Genomic DNA, 23,815 nt, shown 5'->3' with positions numbered 1-23,815 from the left:
TGCCGCTACCGATGCAGGTAGCAATTTGTCAAAGCGCGCCATTGTACTGCAAGGCGTTGTCAATGTGGGCGTTTTTCTGTGCGGACACGTCGGGGTGCCGATGATCGGTAGTACCATGCCGCTTTTTCTTCCACCCAGCAGGATTGCCATGACACGCTATCGTCACTACAAGGGCGGCATCTATGAATATATCGACGAGGCCATCCTCGAAGCCGATCTCACGCCCATGATCATCTACCGCGCCGCCGATGGCCGTCTCTGGCTGCGGCCGCGTGAAGTCTTCTTCGAGAAGGTGGAGGTCGATGGCAGGCAGGTGCCGCGGTTCGAAAAAATCGAGGACTGATCTTTTCTCCGCCCCTGGTACGCACCTGCGAGACCATGCAAAGCGGCGTCAACGCCAGGGGAAGCTGAACAATGCGCCGCCCTGGCGGTCTACTGCATTCGTCAATAAATTCACTTCACTTCACTTCACTTCATTCGGGCATCTACATGAACCATCAAGCACGCGCCCTGGTCGGGGCGATCTTCTCCGTCTTCGCCTTCGCCGCTGCCGTTCCCCACGTCGCCAGCGCCGAAGAACTGGCCGATGTCAGCACCGCCTTCCGCTGGCTGGGCAAGAACGACCGTGTCGTCATCGAAGCCTATGATGACCCCAAGGTGCAGGGCGTGACCTGCTACGTGTCGCGCGCCCGCACCGGTGGTGTCAAGGGGACGGTGGGCCTGGCCGAGGACAAGTCCGAAGCCTCCATCGCCTGCCGCCAGGTGATGCCCGCCCTGCAGTTCCAGGAAAAGCTGCCGGTGCAGGAAGATGTCTTCAGCGAGCGCATGTCCATTCTCTTCAAGCGCCTGCACGTGGTGCGCGTGGTCGATACCAAGCGCAATACGCTGGTCTACCTGACCTATTCCGACAAGCTCATCGATGGCAGCCCGATGAATGCCGTCACCGCCGTGCCGGTGGCAGCTTCCACGCCGATTCCGGTGAAATGAGGGGAATTCTCTAAATTCTTTACGCCGGACTTTGCTGGCAGGCAATCCGTCGGCTGCCGTGATGCGTTTGCGGGCCGCGCCGGGGCTGGTCCGGCGGGCTTCCGAGGGGATTTGCCCCTGTTTGCAGCGTGGCAAGCCCATTTTTGGACTATCGGCGCTTTTTGCGTATAAAATAGCGAGCTTTAGCGCGGCCGGGCAGGGCGCTTTTCGTCTGCAGTCTATCGATTGGGAGGAGAAGCAGCATGTTCCGGCTTACGGAATTCTTAACATTTGGACGATTTAAATGGCAACTGCAGTCGAAACCCTGAGCAAACTCGAACGTCGTATGACCCTGTCTTTCCCGCTGGCCGATGTTCAGGCTGAAGTGGAAAAGCGCCTGAAGGTGCGTGCCCGTACCGCCAAGGCACCGGGTTTCCGTCCGGGTAAAGTGCCGATGAAGATGGTTGCCGCCCAGTTCGGCTACCAGGTCGAAACCGAAGTCCTGAACGACAAGGTTGGCCGCGCATTCAATGATGCCGCCGTCGAAAACAACCTGCGTGTGGCAGGCTTCCCCCGCATCGAACCCAAGACCAGCGAAGAAGCCGGTGAAGGCAAGCTGGCCTTCGACGCCACCTTCGAAGTCTATCCGGAAGTCACCCTGGGTGACCTGTCGGGCGCTGAAGTCGAGAAGACCACCGCAGCCGTCTCCGACGCCGAAATCGACAAGACCATCGACATCCTGCGCAAGCAGCGCGTGCACTACCACGTCAAGGGCGAGCAAGGCGCGCACGGCGACGGCGGTGCCGACCAGTCGGCCCAGAACGGCGACCGCGTGACCGTGGACTTCGTGGGCAAGATCGACGGCGTCGAATTCCAGGGCGGCAAGGCCGATGCCTTCCCGTTCGTGCTGGGCGAAGGCCGCATGCTGCCGGAATTCGAAGCCGCTACCATCGGCCTGAAGGTCGGTGAATCCAAGAGCTTCCCGCTGGCTTTCCCCGAGGACTATCACGGCAAGGACGTGGCCGGCAAGACCGCTGAGTTCACCATCACCGTCAAGAAGATCGAATGGGCTCACATGCCTGAAGTCGATGCAGTCTTCGCTCAATCCCTGGGCATCGAAGACGGCGACCTGACCAAGATGCGCGAAGACATCAAGAAGAACCTGGAGCGCGAAGTCACCGCCCGTACCAAGGCCAAGACCAAGGACAGTGTCATGAACGCCCTGATCAAGGCCTCCGAGCTGGAAGTGCCCAAGGCCCTGATCGACCAGGACGTCGAGCGTCTGTCCGAAATGGCCCGTCAGGACATGGCCCAGCGCGGCATGGACCCCAAGGTCATGCAGCTGCCCAAGGAGCTGTTCACCGCCCAGGCCGAGCGCCGCGTGCGCCTGGGTCTGATCCTGGCAGAAGTGGTCAAGCAGAACAAGCTGGAAGCCACCGAAGAACAGGTCAAGGCGCAGATCGAAGACTTCGCCCAGAGCTACGAAGATCCGCAACAAGTGCTGAAGTACTACTTCTCCGACCGTCGCCGTCTGGCCGAAGTCGAAGCCCTTGTTTTGGAAGAAAACGTCGTCAACTACGTTCTCGGCAAGGCCAAGGTCTCGGAAAAGCCGGTTTCGTTCGACGAACTGATGGGCAATCAGGCGCAAGCGTAATCCGGTTTTCTCTAGTAGTATCAGAAAACTCTTACGCTTAAGGAAGCATACATGACAGGTCTGATGAAGCAATCTGCACTGGATACGCAAATGCTCGGCATGGTGCCGATGGTGATCGAACAGAGTGGTCGTGGCGAACGCGCTTACGACATCTATTCGCGCCTGCTGAAGGAACGCATCATTTTCCTGGTCGGACCGGTCAATGATGCGATGGCCAACCTGATCGTGGCCCAGCTGCTGTTCCTGGAAAGCGAAAACCCGGACAAGGACATTTCCCTGTACATCAATTCGCCTGGTGGTTCGGTCTCGGCCGGCATGGCGATCTTCGACACGATGCAGTTCATCAAGCCGCAAGTGTCGACGCTGTGCACGGGTCTGGCCGCCTCCATGGGGGCTTTCCTGCTGGCCGCTGGCGCCAAGGGCAAGCGTTTCTCGCTGCCGAACTCGCGCATCATGATTCACCAGCCTCTGGGCGGCGCCCAGGGCCAGGCATCGGATATCGAGATCCAGGCACGTGAAATCCTGTACCTGCGCGAGCGTCTGAACACCATCCTCGCTGAAAAGACCGGCCGTACGGTCGAGCAGATCAGCAAGGACACCGATCGCGACAATTTCATGTCGGCCGAGGCCGCCGCGGAATATGGCCTGATCGACCAGGTGCTGACCCAGCGCGCTTGAGTTTGCGTCATCGCATTGGCGACATTCCAAGGCGAAAAATGCCCGAACGTAACACCGTTCGGGCATTTTTTTTGGCAAATTCTGGTGAAATTGGCACAGAGCGGGTTTTCTGGTTCTGTTTGCTTGATAAATGCCCCTTGTGCTGACATATAACGGTCATACGGCAGTCCTGTGAAGCATTTTGGGACAGCAAAAATGACCAAGCCGTGACGAATCCGGATTTCGCGGGTATGATCGGGTCGTAACTTCTATCCTAGTAGCTCTATGTCTGAGAAAAAATCCTCCAGCGGCGAAAAACTGCTTTACTGCTCCTTCTGCGGCAAGAGCCAACATGAAGTCAAGAAGCTCATCGCCGGTCCTTCGGTCTTCATCTGCGACGAATGTATCGATCTGTGCAACGACATCATCCGTGATGAAGCCGCCAGCGTGGAAAGCGTCACCGGCGCCAAGTCGGACCTGCCGACCCCGCAGGAAATCACCGACCTGCTGGACCAGTACGTGATTGGACAGGCTACGGCCAAGCGTATCCTGTCGGTGGCGGTATACAACCACTACAAACGTCTGAAGCATCTCGGCAAGAAGGATGACGTCGAGCTGGCCAAGAGCAACATCCTGCTGGTTGGCCCGACCGGCTCCGGCAAGACCCTGTTGGCGCAGACTCTGGCGCGCATGCTCAACGTTCCCTTCGTGATCGCCGATGCGACCACGCTGACCGAAGCCGGCTATGTCGGCGAGGACGTCGAGAACATCATCCAGAAGCTGCTGCAGAACTGCAACTACGAAGTCGAGAAAGCCCAGAAGGGCATCGTCTACATCGACGAGATCGACAAGATTTCCCGCAAGTCGGACAACCCGTCGATCACCCGTGATGTCTCCGGTGAAGGCGTGCAGCAGGCCCTCTTGAAGTTGATCGAAGGCACCATGGCTTCGGTGCCTCCGCAAGGCGGCCGCAAGCATCCGAATCAGGATTTCGTGCAGATCGACACGACCAACATCATGTTCATCTGCGGCGGCGCCTTCGATGGCCTGGCCAAGATCATTTCCGACCGTTCCGAAAAGAGCGGCATCGGTTTCTCGGCCAGCGTCAAGAGCCAGACCCAGAAGAGCAATTCGGAAGTGCTGTTGAATGCCGAGCCGGAAGACCTGGTCAAGTTCGGCCTGATTCCGGAACTGGTCGGTCGTCTGCCGGTGATCGCCACCTTGAACGAGCTGGATGAGGAAGCCCTGATCCAGATCCTGGTCGAGCCCAAGAATGCGCTCATCAAGCAGTACGCCAAACTGTTGCAGATGGAAGGCGCCGAGCTGGAAATCCGTCCGGCCGCCATGCACGCCATCGCCAAGAAGGCGCTGGCGCGCAAGACCGGTGCCCGCGGCCTGCGTTCGATTCTGGAACATGCCCTGCTGGATGTGATGTATGAACTTCCGAGCGAGCAGAACGTGGCCAAGGTGGTGATCGACGAGAACACCATCACCAACGGCGCCAAGCCGCTCTTGATCTATCACGACCAGCCGAAGGTGTCGGGCGGCTGATTGCCCGGCAGATGAACGAAAAAGCAGGAAAGCAGGAAAAGGAGGGCGCCCGTAGCGGGGGCCTTCCGGTAGCAAGAAGCCACCACGAAGTCCGGTCACCGCAAACACGGTAAAATAAACCGGCGCACTTACCTGGCTTCCATCGAAAAGCCACCCGGAGCTAGCTTCGCGTGTGGCTTTTTTATTTTGTTGCGATCATGACAACGCACAGCCGGCGAATATTTAGTCTGCCGGACTTGTGTTTTGGTCACTCGTGCCAACATCATCCACAGTACTTATTGATAAGGCCCGCCATGACGACTCCTATACTTACAGAACAATCGCAATTGCCGCTGTTGCCCTTACGGGATGTGGTTGTCTTCCCGCATATGGTGATCCCGCTCTTCGTCGGCCGCCCGAAGTCGATCAAGGCGCTGGAAGCGGCCATGGAGCAGGGCAAGAGCATCATGCTGGCCGCCCAGAAGGCTGCGGCCAAGGATGAGCCTTCGGCCGAAGACATTTATGAAATCGGTTGCGTAGCCAATATCCTGCAGATGCTGAAGCTGCCCGACGGTACCGTGAAGGTGCTGGTTGAAGGTGCACAGCGCGCCCGTATCCATCACATCAGCGAACTGGAAACCCACTTCGTCGCCGACCTGACCCCGGTGGAATCCGAGCAGGGCGATGAAGCCGAAGTCGAAGCCATGCGCCGTACCATCGTGCAGCAATTCGACCAGTACGTGAAGCTGAACAAGAAGATCCCGCCCGAGATCCTGACCTCGCTGGCCGGCATCGACGACGCCGGTCGCCTGGCCGACACCATCGCCGCGCATCTGCCGTTGAAGCTGGAGCAAAAGCAGGTGATCCTGGAGATCTTCAACGTCACCAAGCGTTATGAGCATCTGCTCGGTCAGCTGGAAGGCGAACTGGACATCCTGCAGGTGGAAAAGCGTATCCGTGGCCGCGTCAAGCGCCAGATGGAAAAGTCGCAGCGCGAGTACTACCTGAACGAACAGGTCAAAGCCATCCAGAAGGAACTGGGCGAAGGCGAAGACGGTGCCGATCTGGAAGAGCTGGAAAAGAAGATCGTCGCCGCCAAGATGCCCAAGGAAGCGCTGGAAAAGGCGCAGTCCGAGCTGAAGAAGTTGAAGCTCATGTCGCCCATGTCGGCTGAAGCGACCGTGGTGCGCAACTACATCGACACGCTGGTGGCGCTGCCCTGGAAGAAGAGGTCCAAGGTCAACAACGACCTCACCAATGCCGAGAAAGTCCTCGAAGGCGATCACTATGGCCTGGAGAAGGTCAAGGAACGCATTCTGGAATACCTCGCCGTGCAACAGCGTGTAGACAAGCTCAAGGCGCCGATCCTGTGCTTCGTCGGTCCCCCGGGCGTGGGCAAGACCTCGCTGGGCCAGTCCATTGCACGCGCCACCAACCGCAAGTTCGTGCGCATGGCACTGGGCGGTGTGCGTGACGAGGCCGAGATCCGTGGCCACCGCCGCACCTACATCGGCTCCATGCCGGGCAAGATCCTGCAAAGCCTGTCCAAGGTCGGCGTGCGCAATCCGCTGTTCCTGCTCGATGAAATCGACAAGCTGGGCATGGACTTCCGTGGCGATCCGTCCTCGGCCCTGCTGGAAGTGCTGGACCCGGAGCAGAACCATACCTTCTCCGACCACTACATCGAAGTCGACTTCGACCTGTCGGACGTGATGTTCGTGGCCACCTCGAACTCCTTCAACATCCCGCCGGCGCTGCTGGACCGGATGGAAGTGATCCGCCTGTCGGGTTATACCGAGGACGAGAAGACCAGCATTGCGCAGCGCTACCTGCTGCCCAAGCAGATCAAGAACAACGGCTTGAAGGAAGGCGAGATCAGCGTGGCCGAATCGGCCATCCGCGACATCATCCGCTATTACACCCGTGAAGCCGGTGTGCGTTCGCTGGAACGCGAAGTTTCCAAGATCTGCCGCAAGGTCGTGAAGCTGCTGTTGCTGAAGAAGCAGGAGAAGAAGGTCACCGTCACCTCGCGCAATCTCGACAAGTTCCTGGGCGTGCGTCGTTACGACTTCGGCATCGCCGAGAAGGAAAACCAGATCGGCCAGGTGGTCGGCCTGGCCTGGACCGAAGTCGGTGGCGATCTGCTGACCATCGAAGCGGTGAACATGCCCGGCAAGGGCCAGATCATCCGCACCGGTACCCTGGGCGACGTGATGAAGGAATCGATCGAAGCGGCGCGCACCGTCGTTCGCAGCCGTGCCCGCAAGCTCGGCATCAAGAACGAGGTGTTCGAGAAGAGCGACATTCACATCCACGTTCCCGAAGGTGCGACACCCAAGGATGGTCCGTCTGCGGGTATTGCGATGACTACGGCGCTGGTGTCCATCTTCAGCGGCATTCCGGTGCGTGCTGATGTGGCCATGACCGGTGAAATCACCTTGCGTGGTGAAGTGCTGCCGATTGGTGGTCTGAAGGAAAAGCTGCTGGCGGCGCATCGTGGTGGCATCAAGACCGTGTTGATTCCTGAGCAGAATGTGAAGGATCTGGCCGAGATTCCGGACAACGTCAAGAACAAGCTGGAGATCATCCCGGTGCGCTGGATCGACAAGGTCCTGGAGGTTGCTCTGGAACGCCAGCCGGTGCCTTTGACGGAGGAAGAAGCCATCGTCGAAGCGGCGGTCAAGCCGAAGGAAGGTGTGACCGATCCGGTAGTGAAGCATTGAGTCTGAAGCGGTAGTTGTTGCCGCCACGGCTTGAAGGGCGCCTCGCAAGAGGCGCCTTTTTTATGGGAAAAAGGTTCAGATATCGCTGCATGGGAATGAAGGCTTGAAACGTGCTTTTAAATCGCTTGAAGGCTGGAAACCCGCTTGACACGGGCTTGTGCGGCTTGTTTAATAGCCGCTGCGGAAGATTTCCGCCAGGCAAGCGATGATGAGCGGGGCTCTGTCGCGAGGTGTTGGAGCCGCCGCGCTGTCGTTTGAAATCAAACAACCAGAAACTTGTTCGAGGGGCGTAAGTGAATAAAGGCGAACTGATTGAGCACATTGCCGGCGAGGCGGACATCTCCAAGGCAGCGGCAGGACGAGCGGTAGACGCATTCATTGGTGCGGTGAAGACTACGCTGAAGAAGAACGGCACGGTCACGCTGGTGGGCTTTGGTACGTTCGCGGTGGGCAAGCGCGCAGCGCGGACCGGCCGCAATCCACAGACCGGCGCTGCCCTGAAGATCAAGGCATCGAAGGTCCCCAAATTTAAAGCTGGCAAAGCTTTAAAAGATGCTATAAAATAATGTTCTTTCGTTGCTGAGGTAACAAGCAACGAGACTGTCAAGGTTGCCGGGCGCTTAGCTCAGTTGGTAGAGCGGAGCCCTTACAAGGCTTAGGTCGGGAGTTCGAGCCTCTCAGCGCCCACCAGCATCTTGCAGTCTGCACCAGTTTAGGAGCGGTAGTTCAGTTGGTTAGAATACCGGCCTGTCACGCCGGGGGTCGCGGGTTCGAGCCCCGTCCGCTCCGCCAGATAAAACGCCTCATTCGCAAGAATGGGGCGTTTTTGTTTTTGCGCAGCAAAAACTGCGGAGTGGAGGGAGCCGCCTGCGCGGCTCCCGGTGGGGCGAGAAGGGAATCGCTTGCAAGCGATTCCGCGGCCTGCGCTTGTGTAGGAGAGCCCCGTCCGCTCCGCCAGATAAAACGCCCCATTCGAAAGAATGGGGCGTTTTTGTTTGTACTCGGTATTCACCATGCAACGATTGCTGCTCAGGTTGAATGACAAATTTACGCGACACTCCCCAAATAAATGTGAGTTTCATGTATTTTTTCTCTATGGAAATGTTTAAACTAAGCCTGAATTTGCAGTTTCTCAAAAAACAGGAGACCGGCACACGCCGGGGCAGACATGTGTTTGAGGGAACCCGGTCCACTTTGTGCGGGCCGAGGAAGAAGGGCGTGAGCCGCTCCCCAACGATGTGAGAAGAACCCAAGAGATGGTCAGGCGGATTCGCAAGGTCGTGCAGTGTCATGGACAAACAGGGAAAGCGTGACGACGCGGGGTGATGTCGTCCGGCCTGGGCCTGCACGTAGGCATCTAATGGGATCTACAAGGGGGTAGCGATGAAGCTCGCCAATTTCAACATTGGCGTCCGCCTGGGCGGCGCATTTGCAATAGTCTTGCTGCTGATCGTGGTCACGGCCATGGTCGGCGTCAGGAACCAGTCTTCCAACAATGCTGAAATCAACAGCATCGTCAACGAGAAATACCAGCTCATCGCCTTGAGCAACCAGATCAAGAACAATGGCTACAAGGCCAACGCAGTGCTCTCCAACATCCTGCTGGCCACCACGCCAGAGGCATCGGCCCGGTACATGGATGACTATGCCGGCTTGCGCCGTGCCAACACCGAAGCCTACAAGAAGCTGGAAGGTCTGCTCGATTCCGACAAGACCAAGGCCCTCTATGCAGAACAGACCAAGGCCCGTTCGGCCTATGGGGTGACCGTCCGCAAGTTCTTCGAGCTGATGAAGACCGGCGAGCGCGCCGAGGCCACTACCTTGTACCAGGGCGACATGTCGCGCCTGCAGGTGGATTACTTCGTCATGGTCGACAAGATGGTCAACTCGCTGGCACAGGAAATGGTGGACGATTCCGCGCAGGCCGCTGAAGACGGTCAGCTTGCCGTGATCCAGATGCTCGTGCTGGCAGCCGTGGCCGTGGTGGTGGCCTCGGTGATCGGCGTGCTCATCACGCGCTCCATCACCGCTCCCGTGCGCCACGCCGTCGTACTGGCCGAAGCCGTGGCTCAGGGTGACCTGTCCTACCGCCTCGATGCCGCGGGCAAGGACGAAATCAGTCGTCTGCTGCAGGCGCTGCAGCACATGAGCGATAACCTGCATGACACCGTCTCCAACGTACGCAATGGCACCTCGGCCATCGACATGGCCGCGCGCGAACTGGCACAGGGCAATCTGAGCCTGTCGGATCGCACCGAGCAGCAGGCCAGCTCGCTGGAAGAAACCGCCTCGGCCATGGAACAACTGACCTCGGCGGTGCGCCAGAATGCCGACAACGCCCGCCAGGCCAGCGAGCTGGCCGTCTCGGCCTCCGACGTAGCAGTGCGGGGCGGGGCATCGGTGGAGCAGGTGGTCAACATCATGAGCGCCATCAGCACCTCCTCCGGCAAGATCGCCGACATCATCACGGTCATCGACGGCATTGCCTTCCAGACCAACCTGCTGGCTCTGAACGCCGCGGTGGAAGCGGCCCGCGCCGGTGAGCACGGACGCGGTTTTGCCGTCGTGGCCAGCGAAGTGCGTGGTCTGGCCCAGCGCAGCGCCGTGGCCGCCAAGGAAATCAAGTCGCTCATCGAGGGATCGGTCGGCCACGTCAAGGCCGGCAGCACCATCGTCGAACAGACCGTGGAGACCATCGATGAAGTCATCGCCAGCATCAAGCACGCCACCGACCTGATCACCGATATCAGCGCCTCCAGCAAGGAGCAGAGCGAGGGCATCGAGCAGATCAACCAGGCCATCAGCCAGATGGACCAGATGACCCAGGAAAACTCGGCCCTGGTGGAGCAGAACGCCGCCGCCTCCAAGGCCCTGCAATCGCAGGCCGAACAGCTGTCGGCACTGATGGGGCGCTTCCGTCTGAGCGAATTGCTGGCCCATGCCTACGCCACGCCACCGCGCAATGGTCCGCGCGAAAAGATCATTCAGCCCGAGCTGTCCCTGATCCAGGGCTGATGCCTCAGCCGGGCGGCGCACCCGCCGCCTGATCCCGGTTCCGCGAGGAGACCGCGCCCGCTTCATCACTGCGGGTGCGACAAGAACAAAGCGTCCCACCATGAACAGCTGCCGCACCAGGCCATCAAGCGCCTGGCAGTCGGCTGGCGGGGGAGGGCGCGCGTCCGTCGCGCGTGTCGTCATCGCCTGCGGGGCGTTGCGCGCGGCCTGCCCACGTCCTTGCCCAGAAAGGTTCGCCATGACGCTCCACCACTCTCCCGCCGCCGCCGAGCAGTTGTCCGATCCGCGCCAGGCCCTGGCCTACGCGCGCATTCACTCTTTCATCGAGGCCTATCGCAACGAAGGCTATCGGATTGCCGACATCGATCCCCTGGGCACGCTCTCCGTGCCCGAAATCCCCGCCTTGCTGCCGCAAAGTCATGATCTGAAGGATGAGGACCTGGCCCTGGCCCAGCACCGCTTTCTGGATGGGCTGGGTCTGACCAATGTGAAGGAATTGACGCATTTTCTGAGTCGGCTCTATTGCGGACCGCTCGGGCTGGACGCCAGTGGCGTGCGCGATGAAGCGCGCCGCCAGTGGCTCTTCGCCCGGCTGGCCACACGCGACTCCGGTGCCGAGCCGGGCGCCCAGGAGCGTGCCGCCGTGCTGGCCCGGCTGGCTGCTGCGCAGCAGTGGGAGCACTATCTGCAGCAAGACTATCCGCAGGCCAAGCGTTTTTCCCTGGAGGGTTGCGAAGCCCTGCTGGTGTTGATGGATGCCCTGGTCGAACGCAGCAGCTTCTATCAGCTGGAGCGATTGTTCCTGGCCATGCCGCATCGCGGCCGCCTCAATCTGCTGGTGAACCTGATGCAGATGCCGGCCGCCGACATCGTGGCCTACTTCGATGCCAGTCGCACCACGCAAGCAGCTGCCGAGGCCGTGGACCTGCCCTACCACCTCGGTGCCGAGACCGTCCGCGCCACTGCCCATGGCCCCCTGGGCCTGTTCATGGCCCACAATCCCTCGCACCTGGAGAGCGCCTATCCCGTCCTGCTGGGCATGGTGCGCGGCTATCGCGCAGCGCATCCGCAATCGGCCATGCCAGCCTCTGTGGTGATCCATGGTGACGCCGCCTTCTGCGGCCAGGGCGTGGTGATGGAGTCGCTCAAGCTGGCCCAGCATCCCGGCTACACCGTGGGCGGTACGGTGCACGTGATCGTCAACAACCAGATCGGTTTTACCACGCCCAATCCGCTCGATCCCCTCAATCATGGCTATTGCACCGACATCGCCCGCATCGTCGGCGCGCCGGTACTGCACGTCAATGCCGACCAGCCGGAGGCGGTGTTGCGGGCGGCGCGCATGGCCTTTGACTATCGCATGCAGTTCGGCGCCGATGTGGTGATCGACCTGGTCGGCTATCGTCGCTGGGGCCATGCCGAACAGGACACCGCAACCGTGACCCAGCCCCTGCTGCACGGTTTCATCGACAAGCATCCGCCGGTCACGCAACTCTATGCCCAGGCCGGCTGGCCGGGTTCGGAGGAGGGAGCGGCGTTGCTGGCAGCCAGCAGCCAGCAGGCCCTGGCGGGGTTCCGCGGCAGCCGTGCGTCGGCTCCGGCAAGTGCTCGGAGCGCAGCCGCCGTGGCCAGCAAGCCCGCGGCGCCAGATCTGCAGCGCCTGCGCCAGTTCGTCGAACGCATGACGCGCCTGCCCGAAGACTTTGCCGCCCATCCCGCCATCACGCGACTGATCGGCCAGTGGCAGGACTGCGTCAGTACGCCCGATCAGCCCTGCAGCTGGAACTTTGCCGAGAACATGGCCTATGCCTCCTTGCTGTGGGAAGGGCGGGGCCTGCGCATTTCGGGCATGGATGTGCAGCGCGGCACCTTCATGCAGCGCCATGCCGTGTGGCATGCGATCGATGCCGCGCAAGGCGTGCAGCAGGCTTTCTGGCCGCTGCGCCAGGTGGCCGCGCCCGGCACTGCGCTGGAGGTGATCAATTCGCCGCTCAGTGAAGAAGCCGTACTGGGATTCGAATACGGCTTCAGCGTCCAGGCCGCTGCCGGTACTGGCGCTGGCGCCCTGGTGATCTGGGAGGCCCAGTTCGGTGACTTCGTCAATGGCGCCCAGATCATGATTGACCAGTACATCAGCTCAGGCCGCGGCAAATGGGGCTACCCCTCGGCATTGACCGTGCTGCTGCCGCATGGCTATGAGGGCGTGGGACCGGAGCACTCGACCGCTTATCTGAGCCGCATGCTGCTGCTGTGCGCTCAACAGAACCTGCGCGTGGCCTGTCCGGCCAGCTCGGCGCAGTGGTTCCACCTGCTGCGAGAGCAGGCGCTGCAGGCAGACTGTCCACTGGTCGTCTTCACGCCCAAGTCGGTGCTGCATGGCCAGGCGGGTTCGCAGTCGCCCTTGTCGGCGCTGTTGCAGGGCGGCTTCCAGCCGCTGATGCCCGACGCCGAGGCACTGCCGGAAGAACAGGTGCGGCGGGTGGTCCTGTGCAGCGGCAAGGTGTATTACGACCTGGTCGATGGACGCACCCGTGCCGGCGATGTGCGGACCGCCTTGCTGACCGTGGAGCAGCTGCATCCCTTCCCGCAGGACAGGCTGGCTGAGGTGTTGCGCAGCTATCCGAACCTGGAGGAAGTGATCTGGGTGCAGGAGGAAGAACGCAAGCAGGGTGCCTGGCTGTGCGTGCGCGATGCCATCGAAGCGTCCTTGCCGGCACAGGCAGGACTGCGGGCGGTGACCCGCCCTGATACCGATTCGGGACCGACTGCCTCCAAGACCCGTCATTACGCCCAGCAGGCGGCGCTGGTAGAGGCCGTCTTCCCGGTGTAGGTCGCGGATCCTGCGCCCGCAGAACAAAAAAAACGGTGTACTTCAACCTGAAGTACACCGCCCACCCCCTCCGGTTTCCCCGGTATCCATCACAGCTGACGTTGTAGTCCTTACCTTGGCGCATGGTCAAGCTGCAGCGCAATGGCGGCGACATGATCCTTGGGTCAAAAGCGCGTCATGCCGGCCTGTCGGCCATTCATCCGTTCAGTACGTCAGCGTCACGGTCACGGTATCCGAATAGGAACCGGCCAGCGGCGTCTGGGCTGCCGGGATCTGGCCATAGACGGTCAGCGTCTGGGTCAGGCCGGAACCGGTGCCGGTCAGGGTATCGGTGCCAATGGTCGACCCCCAGTTGTTGCTGCGGGCCGAGTCGCGGTACAGCGCATAGTTCAGGGTGCCGCCGCCGGCTGCGCTCATCTTGCGGTTGCTCACCGTGGAGCCGGTGCCGGTACCGGCATCCAGGCCGACGTTGTAGGCCGTGCCGTTGGTGCACAGCACGGTGATGGTGCCGGTCTGGTTCACCACGCTCTGGGTGTAGGCGCCGAAGGCGATGGCCGAACCGACCACGGTGCAGGCGGCGACCACCGAAGCGCTGATGGTCAGCGTGCCGCTGGCCGTGGCAGCAAAGGAAGTCGGTGCGCTCGAGGCCAGCACCACGGCGGCGATGGAAGCGGCGACGAAACGATTTTGCTTGATGAAGAACATGCTGTTTCTCCTTGTCTGGCTGCCCCGTCCTCGCCCCTTGCAAGAACTTCCCTGTGCAGCGTTGGTATGGAGACACTTTAATTTCTCAGGCCCGTCACCGGCATCCGGCGATTCCCTAGCCCCCCGTCCTTTGGTGTCAGGGAAAACCTGAATCGCAACGAGAACGCCTCTCAAGCTCATCCGTACCACCCGGCGGCGCGCTCAATAGGTGATGAGCACCGTCAAGGTATCCAGATAACTGCCTGCCTTGACGTTCTGGCTGCCGGGCACGCGCCCGTAGACGGTATAGCTCCTGCTCACCGGCGCCAGCACCTGCAGCAGGTAGCCATCCGTGATGAAACCGGTGCTGGAAGAGCCATCCCCCCACACCTGGGTGCGCGCGGCGTCGAGATAGGCCTGGTAGTTCAGGCTGTTGGTGCCGCTGAGCATCTTGCGCTGCGCATAGGCGCCGCTGCTGCCGGCGCTGAGCTTGACGGTATAGGCGATCAGCAGCGAAACGGTGGCCTGGCAGGTCACGGTGATGCTGCCGCTGTTGTCGATGTGGTTGCTCGACTGCGGGTCATAGAGCCCGAAGGACACCGGATTGGACGCCGCCGAGCACAGCTGCTGCGCCTGTGCCGGCGGGCAGCCCGTGACGATGGCCAGCGCCATGACGGCCAGGGGCAGGGGATGGATCTGGTTCTTCATGTGCTCTCCATGATGCGGGCCGCCCTTCAACGGCAGATCACGACTTCATTGCGCATGCCGCCGTCACTGCGCGCCGGTGGCGTCAGCGTGGCCTGGCAGCGCGCGCCCGAGGGCAACAGCACGTCCAGCGTGTTGACCGGCCCGAGCTCCTGCAGATAGCTCACGCCGTCGTAACCGACCGGTGCCTGCAGGCCGCTTTCGCGCACGCGGATGGACGATCCCAGGGGAATGAATTCACCCTTTGCATCCTTGAGGATGAGGGTCACATCGGAGGCGCGCCGGGCATTGAAATGCAGCACCACGCCCGCGCGGTCACGCGGCCGCACGTATTGTTCGGACTGGTCCAGTTGCAGCGTCAGCGGCAGGTCCAGCACGTCCACCGAAATCTTGTTGACGTCATAGGCACGCAGGTCGGTGAGCAGCAATTGCCCCTTGTCGTCGGTACGGCCGACGTAGCGGTTTTCGTTGTAGATGCCCACGTTCTTGACGCCGCTGGTATTGACGACGGCAAAGCTGTCGTCGATCCAGTCAGTGGCAAAGGCGCTGCCGTCCATGAAGGCCAGAGCACCGCGCGCACCCAGACGCTCACTGGATACCCGGGCCGATTGCGAGGCTGCCGCGCTCAGGCTGCCATAACGACTCTTGTAGTTGAGCTGGCCGATGCGCTGGCGATAGCTGCCCTCGGTATCCTGCAGTTGCCAGCCGAGGTCGCCGATGGCCACCGTCGAACGGCTCGCCTGCAGCGTGCTGGTACGCTGGCCATTGTTGTTGCTCAGGCTGCCACCGGCCACATCCCGTCCGCCGAAGGGGATGATCAGGCCGATGGTGGCGCCATAGCCGCTGTTGCGGAAGTCCCGGTACGCCGTCAGATAGAGGTTGCTACTGCTGCCCACGGACTTGAACCAGGTCAGGGTGACAGTCTCGCTATCGGCCAGGCTGCTGGTGCCGAGGTCCGTGAAGAGCAGCGGACTCTTGCTGCGCGCATAGGCCAGGCTCAGTGAGCCATAGTCACGCAGGTTCAGGCCCAGCGTGGCCAGCGTGGCGCTGCGCGCGACCGGGGCGCCCTGCAGTGCACCGATATCCTGGTAGCCGCGGGTGGACTGGGTGCGCGACAGTGACAGGCTTACCGGATCGGCGTTGCGCTCGATGGCCAGCGACACCTGCTGACCCGAACTGGCCTGGCTGCTGCTGGCCGCCAGCGAACCGGCCAGCACCGCCCGGTTGCTCAGGTTGAAGACGGCGCCGCCGCCGACCAGCCTGAGCTGGCGCATGGCTTCGGCATGGCCTTCCAGCGTGAGCCAGTCGCTCATGCCATGGCGCGCCGTGCCGGAGAGCGCAAACTGGCCGTAGTCGTTGCTGCGCAGGCCGTAGTTGCGGCGCACCCAGCCACCCTCGGCCGAATAGGAGGACAGGCCCGGTTTCAACAGCCGGTCGGTGGCGTAGAAGTTGATGGTACGGAAGGTCTGGCGCCCCAGTTCATCGGTGACGGCCACGGCGATCTGCCCGGCGCCGCTGGCAATGGGCGGCTGGCGGATCTCGAAGGGGCCGGGGGGGACCGGCTGCGAGAGCTGGCGTACGCCGTTGACGAACAGGTCGACGGTGGAGGGCACCACCGTCTCGCCGCCCAGCGATGGCGTCGGGAAGCGCACCAGGTCCGGCCGCAGGTTGAAATCCGAAGCGTACTGGAAGCCGCCCAGGCGCACCGAGCGGCTCCACGCAAGACTGCCATTGATGACGTCGCCCAGGCGATAGCGCGTGAGCGTGGCCGGGTCCGAATAGGTGTAGGTCGATTCCAGCCGCGCCGATACGCCGCCGCTGTTGCCGGCATAGCCCAGGCCGGTGGAACTGAAGACACTGCTGCCGGAGAACCAGCGGGCATCGAACAGCCCGCCCAGTGCATGCTGGTTCTGGCTGCTGGAGGCCAGCAGGTCGTAGTTCAGCACCAGCCCGCGCCCGCCCGGTGACAGGGGGACCTTGCTGGTGATGCTGGCGGCGTCGATGTCGGTGGTATTCATGAAACGGGCTGGAACCGTCAGATTGATCCTGGCGCCGGCCTCGTCGAGGTCGACCGCCGTGGCAATGGCGCGCAGGGCGATGAGCTCTTCATCGGCGCCATCGACCCGCAGCCTGAGGCTGCGCAACTCCGCCGCCGTGGCATAGAGCGCCTGGTGGCGTCGCGTGAACTGCGCCACCAGGCTGGTGCCCCGGCCATTGATGGAGACCTCCAGCAAGAGGATCTCGTCCCCCGGCTCGGCTGCCCGTGCCAGCGCCACCATGGCCATGAGCAAGACCAGAGTGAGGCAGAGCAAACAGCGTGCCGCGCGAATCAAGGCACCACGGTGAGTTCGGCCTCAATCGGCCCGCCATCGCTGCTGGCAGTCAGCTTGACTCGGCTGCCCACGGCAAGCGGGGTGTCGTTTTCGATCAGGTATTGCCGGGTGATGCCGGCCAGGGTATAGGGATTGCCGCCGGCCGGGGCACTCAGCTTCTTGCCATTGGGCAGCGTCAGCGCCAGGTCCAGCAGGCGCGCGCGCCGGTTGCCGCTGTTCTCGACCTGCAAGCGCAAGGGCTTGCCGGCGCGCAGCTGGTATTGCAACTGGGCCTTGGGCGGCGTCACCGGTGCGATGAACACCGGCATGGAAATGCGGAACTTGAAATTGATGGTGGCACCCTCGGTCGCCGAGGGGATTTCATCGATCAGCAGACGATAGGCGATCTCGCTGGGCGCGGCAGGCTGTTTGGCCACCACCCGGATCACCTGTGAAGCACCCGGCGCCAGGTTGAACACCGGTGGACTGATGATCAGGTTTTGCGTGGGCTGCAGCTCATCCTTGCTGTCGGCCTGCTGCCAGTCGTAGGCGCGCAGTTGCAGCGAAACGTTGTGACTGTCGTTGTTGACGATCTTGATCACGCCAGCCGTACGCGAGGACGAGAGCTCCAGCACCACCGGGGCAATTTCGAAATTGGAGGCCTGGGCCATCGGCCATCCCCCCGCCAGTGTCAGGCAGGCCAGCGCAGTCGTACGCACCAGCCGCCCCCCTATGGATGCTGAACTCGTCACGCCAGGACATCTCCACTCTGGTTGTCAGATCGTTGTCAGTTTTTTGCTAGATTAAAACGAAACAGGACAACAAGTGTGAAGAAAGTTGCAAGTGAGCCACACAATGTGATCAATAATCAAGAAAATATTTGCTCAACAGTAACCGTCAGGCGCCGGCGCAGAGCACTTGCCCAAGAAAAATGGCGCACTCTCCGGCAAGAGAGTGCGCCAAGGCATGTCGGTACCGGGCGCTGCGCGCCCGCCCTCAGGATCAGTAGGACAGGGTGATTGCCACGACGTCGCTGTAGCTGCCGGCACGAGCGGTTTGCCCGCCCGGGATGTAGCCATAGACCGGGATGTTCTGGGTGCTGCCATTGCCCACGCCAGCCACGGTATCACTGCCGTTGCTGTTGCCCCAGGAACGGGTGCGTGCGGCGTCCTGGTACAGCCCATAGTTGAGCGTATTGACGCCATCGGTCGTGCTCAGCTTGCGCGTGGCCACATTGGCACCGCTGCCGGTCCCGGCATCCAGGCTGACGGTATAGCTGGTGCCGTTGGAGCAGGCCACGCCGATCTGCGCGTTCTGCTGCAGCGCGCTGGCCGCATAGGTGCCGAAGGGGAGGGCGGCGCTCTGCACCACGCATTGCGAGGGCACGACGGCCGAAATGTCGAGGTTGCCAGTGGAAGAGACAGCCAGCGCATCCAGGTTGGCGCAGCACAGCAGGCCGGCCGCCAGTAACAGGGAATGGGAATTTTTCATCAGAGGACGCGCCGTCAAAGCTCAGGAAGAGACCCTGAAAAAACAGGTAAACATCGGAATCTATTATAGAATTAATTCGAATAAACAATCGGAAAATGCCGGATGCCGATGCAGGATGCGCTTCTCCTGCTGCATCCCCGCAACAGCGTTTTCCATGAATTCGAAGAATTTGGTTCCATTTGCTGACAGAAAGAAAACAGTTGATATCGGATTGCCATCACACCGATATCGGGACAGGCAGCAAGGAGAGACTTCGGCAGCCCCATTCAAGCCCTGGCGCAGACAGGGGGGCGGGCAGCCGGGGGGAATGCCGAGGTCGCATCAGGCGGCCTTGGCATGCGCGGTTCCCGTCAATGCAGATGTGTGAAAAACCGTGCAGCCTTGCTTCATGCACGCCGCTTTCGGGCCGGTGGTCGGGTAACCGGCTGTCAAGCCGGAAGCGTGACTGGCAGACCAATGAAACGTGAACCATGCCGATAACTAGACAAAGCGGACTGGCGCGCGCCAGCACCGGCATTTTCTTCCTGCTGGCCCTGTTGCTGTCGCTGGGGGTAGCTGCATTTTCCTACCACAGCGTGCGCGATTTCGAGCAGCACGCCGTCTGGCTGCAGCATAGCCACCAGGTGATCAACAAGCTGGAACAAACCAATTCCACCGTACGCGACGTGGTCAGCAATTCGCGCGGATTCGCGCTGTCGGGGCGGGAAGAATATCGCGACGGCTTCGATACCGGCCAACGCCAGATCACCGTATTGCTGCAGGAGTTGCGTGAGCTGCTGAGTGACAACCCGCAGCAGACGCGCCTGCTGCGGCAGACCGAAGAGCTGGTGCAGCAGCGTCTGCAGTTGTCGCGCCAGTTGATGGCATTGAGCCCCGAGCAGGGGCGCATCCGCGTGCTTGAGGGCAAGGCGCTGAGCGATCATATCCGCCAGGGCTTCGAGCAGATGAAGGGCAACGAGAACGCGCTGCTGGCCACGCGCGCGCGTGACACCGCGATGAGCGCGAATCTGACCATCTTCATGGTCATCAGCGGCAGCCTGCTGAGCATGGCGCTGCTGCTGCTGGTCTATCGCAAGCTGCGCAAGGAAATGACGCGGCGGGTGGAAGCCCAGCAGCGCGCCCAGGCCTATTCGGACGAGATCGAGGACCTCTACAACAACGCGCCCTGCGGCTATCACTCGGTGGACGAGAGCGACAAGGTCATCATCAAGATCAACGATACCGAACTCAAATGGCTGGGCTATACGCGCGAACAGGTGGTCGGCCGCATGACCCAGGCCGACCTGCTGACCCCGGCCAGCGCCCGGCGTTATGCCCAGGAGCTGCATCCGCAGTTCCTGCTCAAGCGCGAGATCAGCGGCATCGACCTCAATTTCCGGCGTGCCGATGGCAGTGAATTCACTGCATTGGTGAACGCCACGGCCATCCCCAGTCGCGACAACAGCAAGCTCATCAGCCGCACCGTCATCTATGACATCTCCGAGCGCAAGCGCGCCGAGGAAGAGATCGAGGCCCTCAATGCCGACCTGGAACGCCAGGCCCAGCATCTGCACAACGTGAACAAGGAACTGGAGAGCTTTTCCTATTCGGTCTCGCACGACTTGCGCGCGCCCCTGCGCGCCATCTCCGGTTATGCCATGATCCTGGAAGAGGATTACGCCCATGCCATCGACGAGAAGGGCCGCGAGCAATTGCAGGTGATCCGGCGCAACGTGCGCAAGATGGATGCGCTGATCAATGACCTGCTCAAGCTGGCCAAGTCCACCACCGGTGAACTGACCTTGCAGCGCTTCTCGATGGAGGAACTGGTGGGCCAGGTGGTGGCCGGTCTGCAGCAGGAAAACCCCGGCGTGATCTTCGAGGTGGCGCATCTGGAAGGCGCCGTGGCCAATCGCGGCCTGATTGCCCAGGTATGGGAAAACCTGCTTGCCAACGCCGTGAAGTTCAGCAGCCGCAGCGAGCAGCCGCGCGTGCGCGTGACCATGCAGGCCGATGCCGAAGAATACGTCTACGGTGTGCACGACAACGGCGTCGGCTTTGACATGCGCTATGCCCACAAGCTCTTTGGCACCTTCCAGCGCCTGCATCGCCAGGAGGAATATGCCGGCACCGGCATCGGCCTGGCGCTGGTGCAGCGCATCGTGGTGCGCCACACCGGCCGGGTATGGGCCGAGAGCAAGCCCAGGGAAGGCGCCAGCTTCTACTTTGCGCTGCCGCGCAAGGGGGTGGTCCCCAGCCTGGGCGAGTCGCGTCGCTCTTCCGACGAAAATTGAGGAGATCAACTCCGTGAGCCAGATTGAGAGACAGGTCCCATGAGCATTCCCCTGCGCGTACTGTTCGTCGAAGACATGGAAGAAGACGCCGTGCTGATGGTGCGCGAATTGAAGCGCGGCGGCTTCGATCCGGCCTGGGAACGGGTCGACGACGAACAGGCCCTGTTGGCGGCGCTGCAGGCACAGCGCTGGGACATCGTCATCTCGGATTATTCCATGCCCATGTTCTCGGGCGTGGAAGCCTTGAAGCTGGTCAAGGCCCACAACGACCAGACGCCCTTCATCATCGTCTCCGGCGTGATCGGCGAACAGACGGCAGTGGAAGTGATGAAAGCCGGCGCCCAGGACTACTTCTTGAAAAGCGCCATCGCCCGCCTGCCGCACGCGGTTGACCGCGAGCTGCGCGACGCCCAGGCGCGGCGCAAGCAACGCGCCAGCGCCCAGGCCCTGCGCGAGATGCAGGCGCGCTTCAATGCCTTCATGAACGCGGCCCCCATGCCGACCTGGATCAAGGATGCGCAGCTGCGCTACAGCTACGTCAACCCGGCGCAATCGGCCTTCTACGGCATGACCCCGCATGACATGGATGGCATGACCGATGCCGAGCTGATGACCACGGGCGGTGCCGAAGCCTCGCGCGAATACGACCGCAAGGTGCTCGAAGAAAAGTGCGAGCTGCACACCCAGGAAACCGTGTTCGACCATAACCACAACGCCCGCATCCTCGATGTGGTGCGCTTCCCGATCAGCGGCGAAGGCAAGGGTGATATGGTGGCCGGTCTGGCCATCGACGTTACCGAGCGCGAGCAGTCGCGCCGCGAGCTGGAGCTGGCGATCCAGCGCCAGCAACTGCTGTCCTCGCGCGTGATCGAGGTGCAGGAGCGCGAACGCCAGCACCTGGCGCGTGGCCTGCATGATGACGTCGGCCAGTCGCTCACCGCCCTGAAGATCAACCTGGAAACCATCAAGAAGACCGGTTCTCTGGAAGGCCCCTCGCTGCAGAACGGCATCGACATCGTCACCGCCGTGCTGGCCCAGGTGCGCAGCCTGTCGCTGGACCTGCGCCCGCCGCAGCTGGACAACCTGGGACTGATCGCGGCCCTGCGCTCCTACGTGGAGCAGAAGTCCAAGCTGGCCAACGTGCATGGCTGGTTCGAGAGCAGCGGCCATGACGGAGAATTGCACCACGACATCGAGAACACCGCCTTTCGCATCGTGCAGGAAGCGGTCACCAACATCCTGCGCCATGCGAAGTGCCAGAACATCTGGGTCAAGATCGACCGCCAGCAGGATCAGGTCTATCTGAGCATCCGCGATGACGGCCGTGGTTTTGACATCGAGCGTGCGCGCAGCAACGCCATTTCCGGCACCAGTTTCGGCCTGCTCAACATGGAAGAGCGGGCGGTGCTGGTAGGCGGCTCCATGGATATCACTTCGGCGCCCGGCGCAGGGACGGAAATCGTCATGCACCTGCCGGTCGCCCCCATCGTCAGGAGGATGTAAATGCTTACTCGAATCATGCTGGCCGACGACCACGCCCTGGTGCGCAGCGGCATCAAGGCCCTGCTCACCGCCATGCCGGGCGTGGAGGTGGTAGGTGAGGCCTCCGATGGCGCCGAGGTCATCGAGATGATCCCGCAATTGAAACCCGACCTGGTGCTGCTGGACATCGCCATGAAAGGCATGAACGGCCTGGAAGCGCTGCGCCGCCTGCGGGGTGAGTACCCGACCATCCGCTTCCTGATGCTGTCCATGTATGGCAGCGAGGAATACGTGATGCAGGCCTTGAATGCCGGGGCCAACGGCTATCTCTTCAAGGATTCGGCCGCCACCGAGCTGGAAAAAGCCCTGTATGAAGTAAAACACGGTCGCCAGTATCTGGATTCGCACATCTCGCGCGAGGCGCTGGACAACTATATGAAGCGTGTTGCACAAAACGGTACGCCCGTCGAAGTGCTGACCCCGCGCCAGCGCGAAATCCTGCAATTGATCGCCGAAGGCAACAATACCAAGGAGATCGCCTACCAGTTGAACGTCAGCGCCAAGACCATCGAGACCCACCGGGCGCAGCTGATGGAGCGCCTGGACATCCGCGACGTGCCCGGCCTGGTGCGCTATGCCATCCGCACCGGCATTGCCACTCCGGACAAGTGACAAAAGCCTTGGGTGAAGAGATATTCACATTCAGGAAAAATCTGAGTTTTTTTGAAAATGCCTGTGCAATAATCCCCTGACAGTACGGGAATCGGCGTCGGTACTGGTGTGAAGCAGAGCGCCGATGCTGGAACGAAGCCGCAGGGCAGCTGCCGCAGTCACCTTGACTGGCCGGCGTTGCCTCCGGGGATGGGCGGGGCAGGCGGCAACGCGATGCAGGATGACTGTGATGTGGTCATCCAGACAAGAACGGTTCCAGCGTGACATTTATTGAAGAAAGCGATCCATCCATGGATATCGAGCAATATGACATCATCCTCGTCGACGACAGCCCGGAAGTGGCGGAGTTGACACGCCTGGCGCTGGGCAGCCGCAAGCTGGCCGACAAGCTGACCTGGTTTGCCGATGCGGAGCTGGCCGAGGAATTCTTCTTCCAGGGGGAATACGCCAATCGCCGTGACCTGCACCCCTACCTGATCCTGCTGGACCTGAACCTGCCGCTGATGAGCGGGCACGATTTCCTGAAGATCATCAAGTCCAATGCCGCCACCTCGCACATTCCGGTGGTGATGTTTTCTTCTTCGGACGACCAGCGCGACATCAACCAGAGCTATGAACTGGGCGCCAATGGTTACGTTGTCAAATCCACGGACCCCAAGGAGTTCATGGGGACGGTGGCCGATACCGGCATTTACTGGCGCAACCGCAATCGTCCGGCGCGCGGGGATGAGGCGACCACGCCCTGACCGGCGCGATACGCCCACGAAAAAGCGCGGCCTGGCCGCGCTTTTTTCATGTCTTCATGCGCCGTGCCCGGGGAC

Annotated in this window: 18 protein-coding genes and 2 tRNA genes; 15 read left to right on the top strand and 5 right to left on the bottom strand. The window is 61.5% G+C overall.

The features are described 5' to 3' along the window. Positions 1 to 148 precede the first annotated feature (148 nt). From GWL_RS09900 to GWL_RS09845, 11 genes are all read left to right on the top strand, one after another. Complete coding sequence (locus tag GWL_RS09900; RefSeq protein ID WP_008329428.1) at positions 149 to 343, top strand: DUF1653 domain-containing protein; 195 nt, start codon at positions 149 to 151, stop codon at positions 341 to 343. Positions 344 to 489: 146 nt separating this feature from the next. Beyond that, positions 490 to 987: a CreA family protein gene (locus GWL_RS09895; protein ID WP_034350410.1), complete on the top strand. Its 498-nt coding sequence runs from the start codon at positions 490 to 492 to the stop codon at positions 985 to 987. Between the two features lie 283 nt (positions 988 to 1,270). After that, entirely contained in the window at positions 1,271 to 2,620 is a 1,350-nt protein-coding gene (gene tig / locus GWL_RS09885; RefSeq protein WP_034350407.1) for a trigger factor, read from the top strand. Between the two features lie 51 nt (positions 2,621 to 2,671). Next, positions 2,672 to 3,298 carry an ATP-dependent Clp endopeptidase proteolytic subunit ClpP gene (gene clpP, locus GWL_RS09880; protein ID WP_008329424.1) on the top strand — a complete coding sequence of 209 codons (627 nt, stop codon included), beginning with the start codon at positions 2,672 to 2,674 and terminating at the stop codon, positions 3,296 to 3,298. 264 nt (positions 3,299 to 3,562) lie between these two features. Further along, on the top strand, positions 3,563 to 4,828 hold the full coding sequence (gene clpX / locus GWL_RS09875) for an ATP-dependent Clp protease ATP-binding subunit ClpX (protein ID WP_008329422.1): 1,266 nt from the start codon (positions 3,563 to 3,565) through the stop codon (positions 4,826 to 4,828). A gap of 293 nt (positions 4,829 to 5,121) precedes the next feature. Then, the gene (gene lon / locus GWL_RS09870) at positions 5,122 to 7,530 is read left to right on the top strand and encodes an endopeptidase La (protein ID WP_008329420.1); all 2,409 of its coding nucleotides are present in this window, start codon (positions 5,122 to 5,124) and stop codon (positions 7,528 to 7,530) included. Positions 7,531 to 7,823: 293 nt separating this feature from the next. Next, positions 7,824 to 8,096 (top strand): HU family DNA-binding protein, encoded by a 273-nt coding sequence (locus GWL_RS09865; RefSeq protein ID WP_008329418.1) that lies wholly within the window; start codon positions 7,824 to 7,826, stop codon positions 8,094 to 8,096. A gap of 48 nt (positions 8,097 to 8,144) precedes the next feature. Next, positions 8,145 to 8,220: transfer RNA gene (locus GWL_RS09860), tRNA-Val, on the top strand. 25 nt (positions 8,221 to 8,245) lie between these two features. Then, positions 8,246 to 8,322: transfer RNA gene (locus tag GWL_RS09855), tRNA-Asp, on the top strand. 591 nt (positions 8,323 to 8,913) lie between these two features. After that, the gene (locus tag GWL_RS09850; protein ID WP_008329416.1) at positions 8,914 to 10,545 is read left to right on the top strand and encodes a methyl-accepting chemotaxis protein; all 1,632 of its coding nucleotides are present in this window, start codon (positions 8,914 to 8,916) and stop codon (positions 10,543 to 10,545) included. A gap of 238 nt (positions 10,546 to 10,783) precedes the next feature. Then, positions 10,784 to 13,375: a 2-oxoglutarate dehydrogenase E1 component gene (locus GWL_RS09845; RefSeq protein ID WP_034350404.1), complete on the top strand. Its 2,592-nt coding sequence runs from the start codon at positions 10,784 to 10,786 to the stop codon at positions 13,373 to 13,375. Between the two features lie 204 nt (positions 13,376 to 13,579). On the opposite strand, the gene GWL_RS09840 is transcribed toward GWL_RS09845, so the two are convergent. From GWL_RS09840 to GWL_RS09820, 5 genes are all read right to left on the bottom strand, one after another. Further along, a complete protein-coding gene (locus GWL_RS09840) occupies positions 13,580 to 14,080 on the bottom strand; it encodes a spore coat U domain-containing protein (RefSeq protein ID WP_008329413.1) in 501 nt (166 codons plus the stop codon). Between the two features lie 201 nt (positions 14,081 to 14,281). Beyond that, the gene (locus GWL_RS09835) at positions 14,282 to 14,767 is read right to left on the bottom strand and encodes a spore coat U domain-containing protein (RefSeq protein ID WP_008329410.1); all 486 of its coding nucleotides are present in this window, start codon (positions 14,765 to 14,767) and stop codon (positions 14,282 to 14,284) included. A gap of 26 nt (positions 14,768 to 14,793) precedes the next feature. Continuing rightward, on the bottom strand, positions 14,794 to 17,076 hold the full coding sequence (locus tag GWL_RS09830; protein WP_008329408.1) for a fimbria/pilus outer membrane usher protein: 2,283 nt from the start codon (positions 17,074 to 17,076) through the stop codon (positions 14,794 to 14,796). A gap of 17 nt (positions 17,077 to 17,093) precedes the next feature. Next, a complete protein-coding gene (locus GWL_RS09825; RefSeq protein WP_237713548.1) occupies positions 17,094 to 17,828 on the bottom strand; it encodes a molecular chaperone in 735 nt (244 codons plus the stop codon). A 250-nt stretch (positions 17,829 to 18,078) separates the two neighbouring features. Next, the gene (locus tag GWL_RS09820; protein WP_008329404.1) at positions 18,079 to 18,567 is read right to left on the bottom strand and encodes a spore coat U domain-containing protein; all 489 of its coding nucleotides are present in this window, start codon (positions 18,565 to 18,567) and stop codon (positions 18,079 to 18,081) included. A 470-nt stretch (positions 18,568 to 19,037) separates the two neighbouring features. Between GWL_RS09820 and GWL_RS09815 the strand changes: the two genes are divergently transcribed. The 4 genes from GWL_RS09815 to GWL_RS09800 all read left to right on the top strand — a co-directional run bounded on the left by GWL_RS09815 (position 19,038) and on the right by GWL_RS09800 (position 23,740). Continuing rightward, positions 19,038 to 20,840 carry a CHASE3 domain-containing protein gene (locus tag GWL_RS09815; RefSeq protein ID WP_008329403.1) on the top strand — a complete coding sequence of 601 codons (1,803 nt, stop codon included), beginning with the start codon at positions 19,038 to 19,040 and terminating at the stop codon, positions 20,838 to 20,840. A 39-nt stretch (positions 20,841 to 20,879) separates the two neighbouring features. Continuing rightward, positions 20,880 to 22,343, top strand: a complete 1,464-nt coding sequence (locus GWL_RS09810; RefSeq protein WP_008329402.1) for an ATP-binding protein — start codon at positions 20,880 to 20,882, stop codon at positions 22,341 to 22,343. Next, entirely contained in the window at positions 22,344 to 22,994 is a 651-nt protein-coding gene (locus GWL_RS09805; protein ID WP_008329401.1) for a response regulator transcription factor, read from the top strand. It begins immediately after the preceding gene. A gap of 290 nt (positions 22,995 to 23,284) precedes the next feature. Beyond that, positions 23,285 to 23,740, top strand: coding sequence for a response regulator (locus GWL_RS09800; protein WP_034350402.1), 456 nt, complete (start codon positions 23,285 to 23,287; stop codon positions 23,738 to 23,740). Positions 23,741 to 23,815: the final 75 nt, after the last annotated feature.

Origin of the sequence: Herbaspirillum sp. GW103, from assembly GCF_000261365.1 — a bacterium.
Lineage (GTDB): Bacteria > Pseudomonadota > Gammaproteobacteria > Burkholderiales > Burkholderiaceae_D > Herbaspirillum.
The sequence above is the reverse complement of the archived record's forward strand: the minus strand, read 5'-3'. Positions and strand labels throughout refer to the sequence as shown.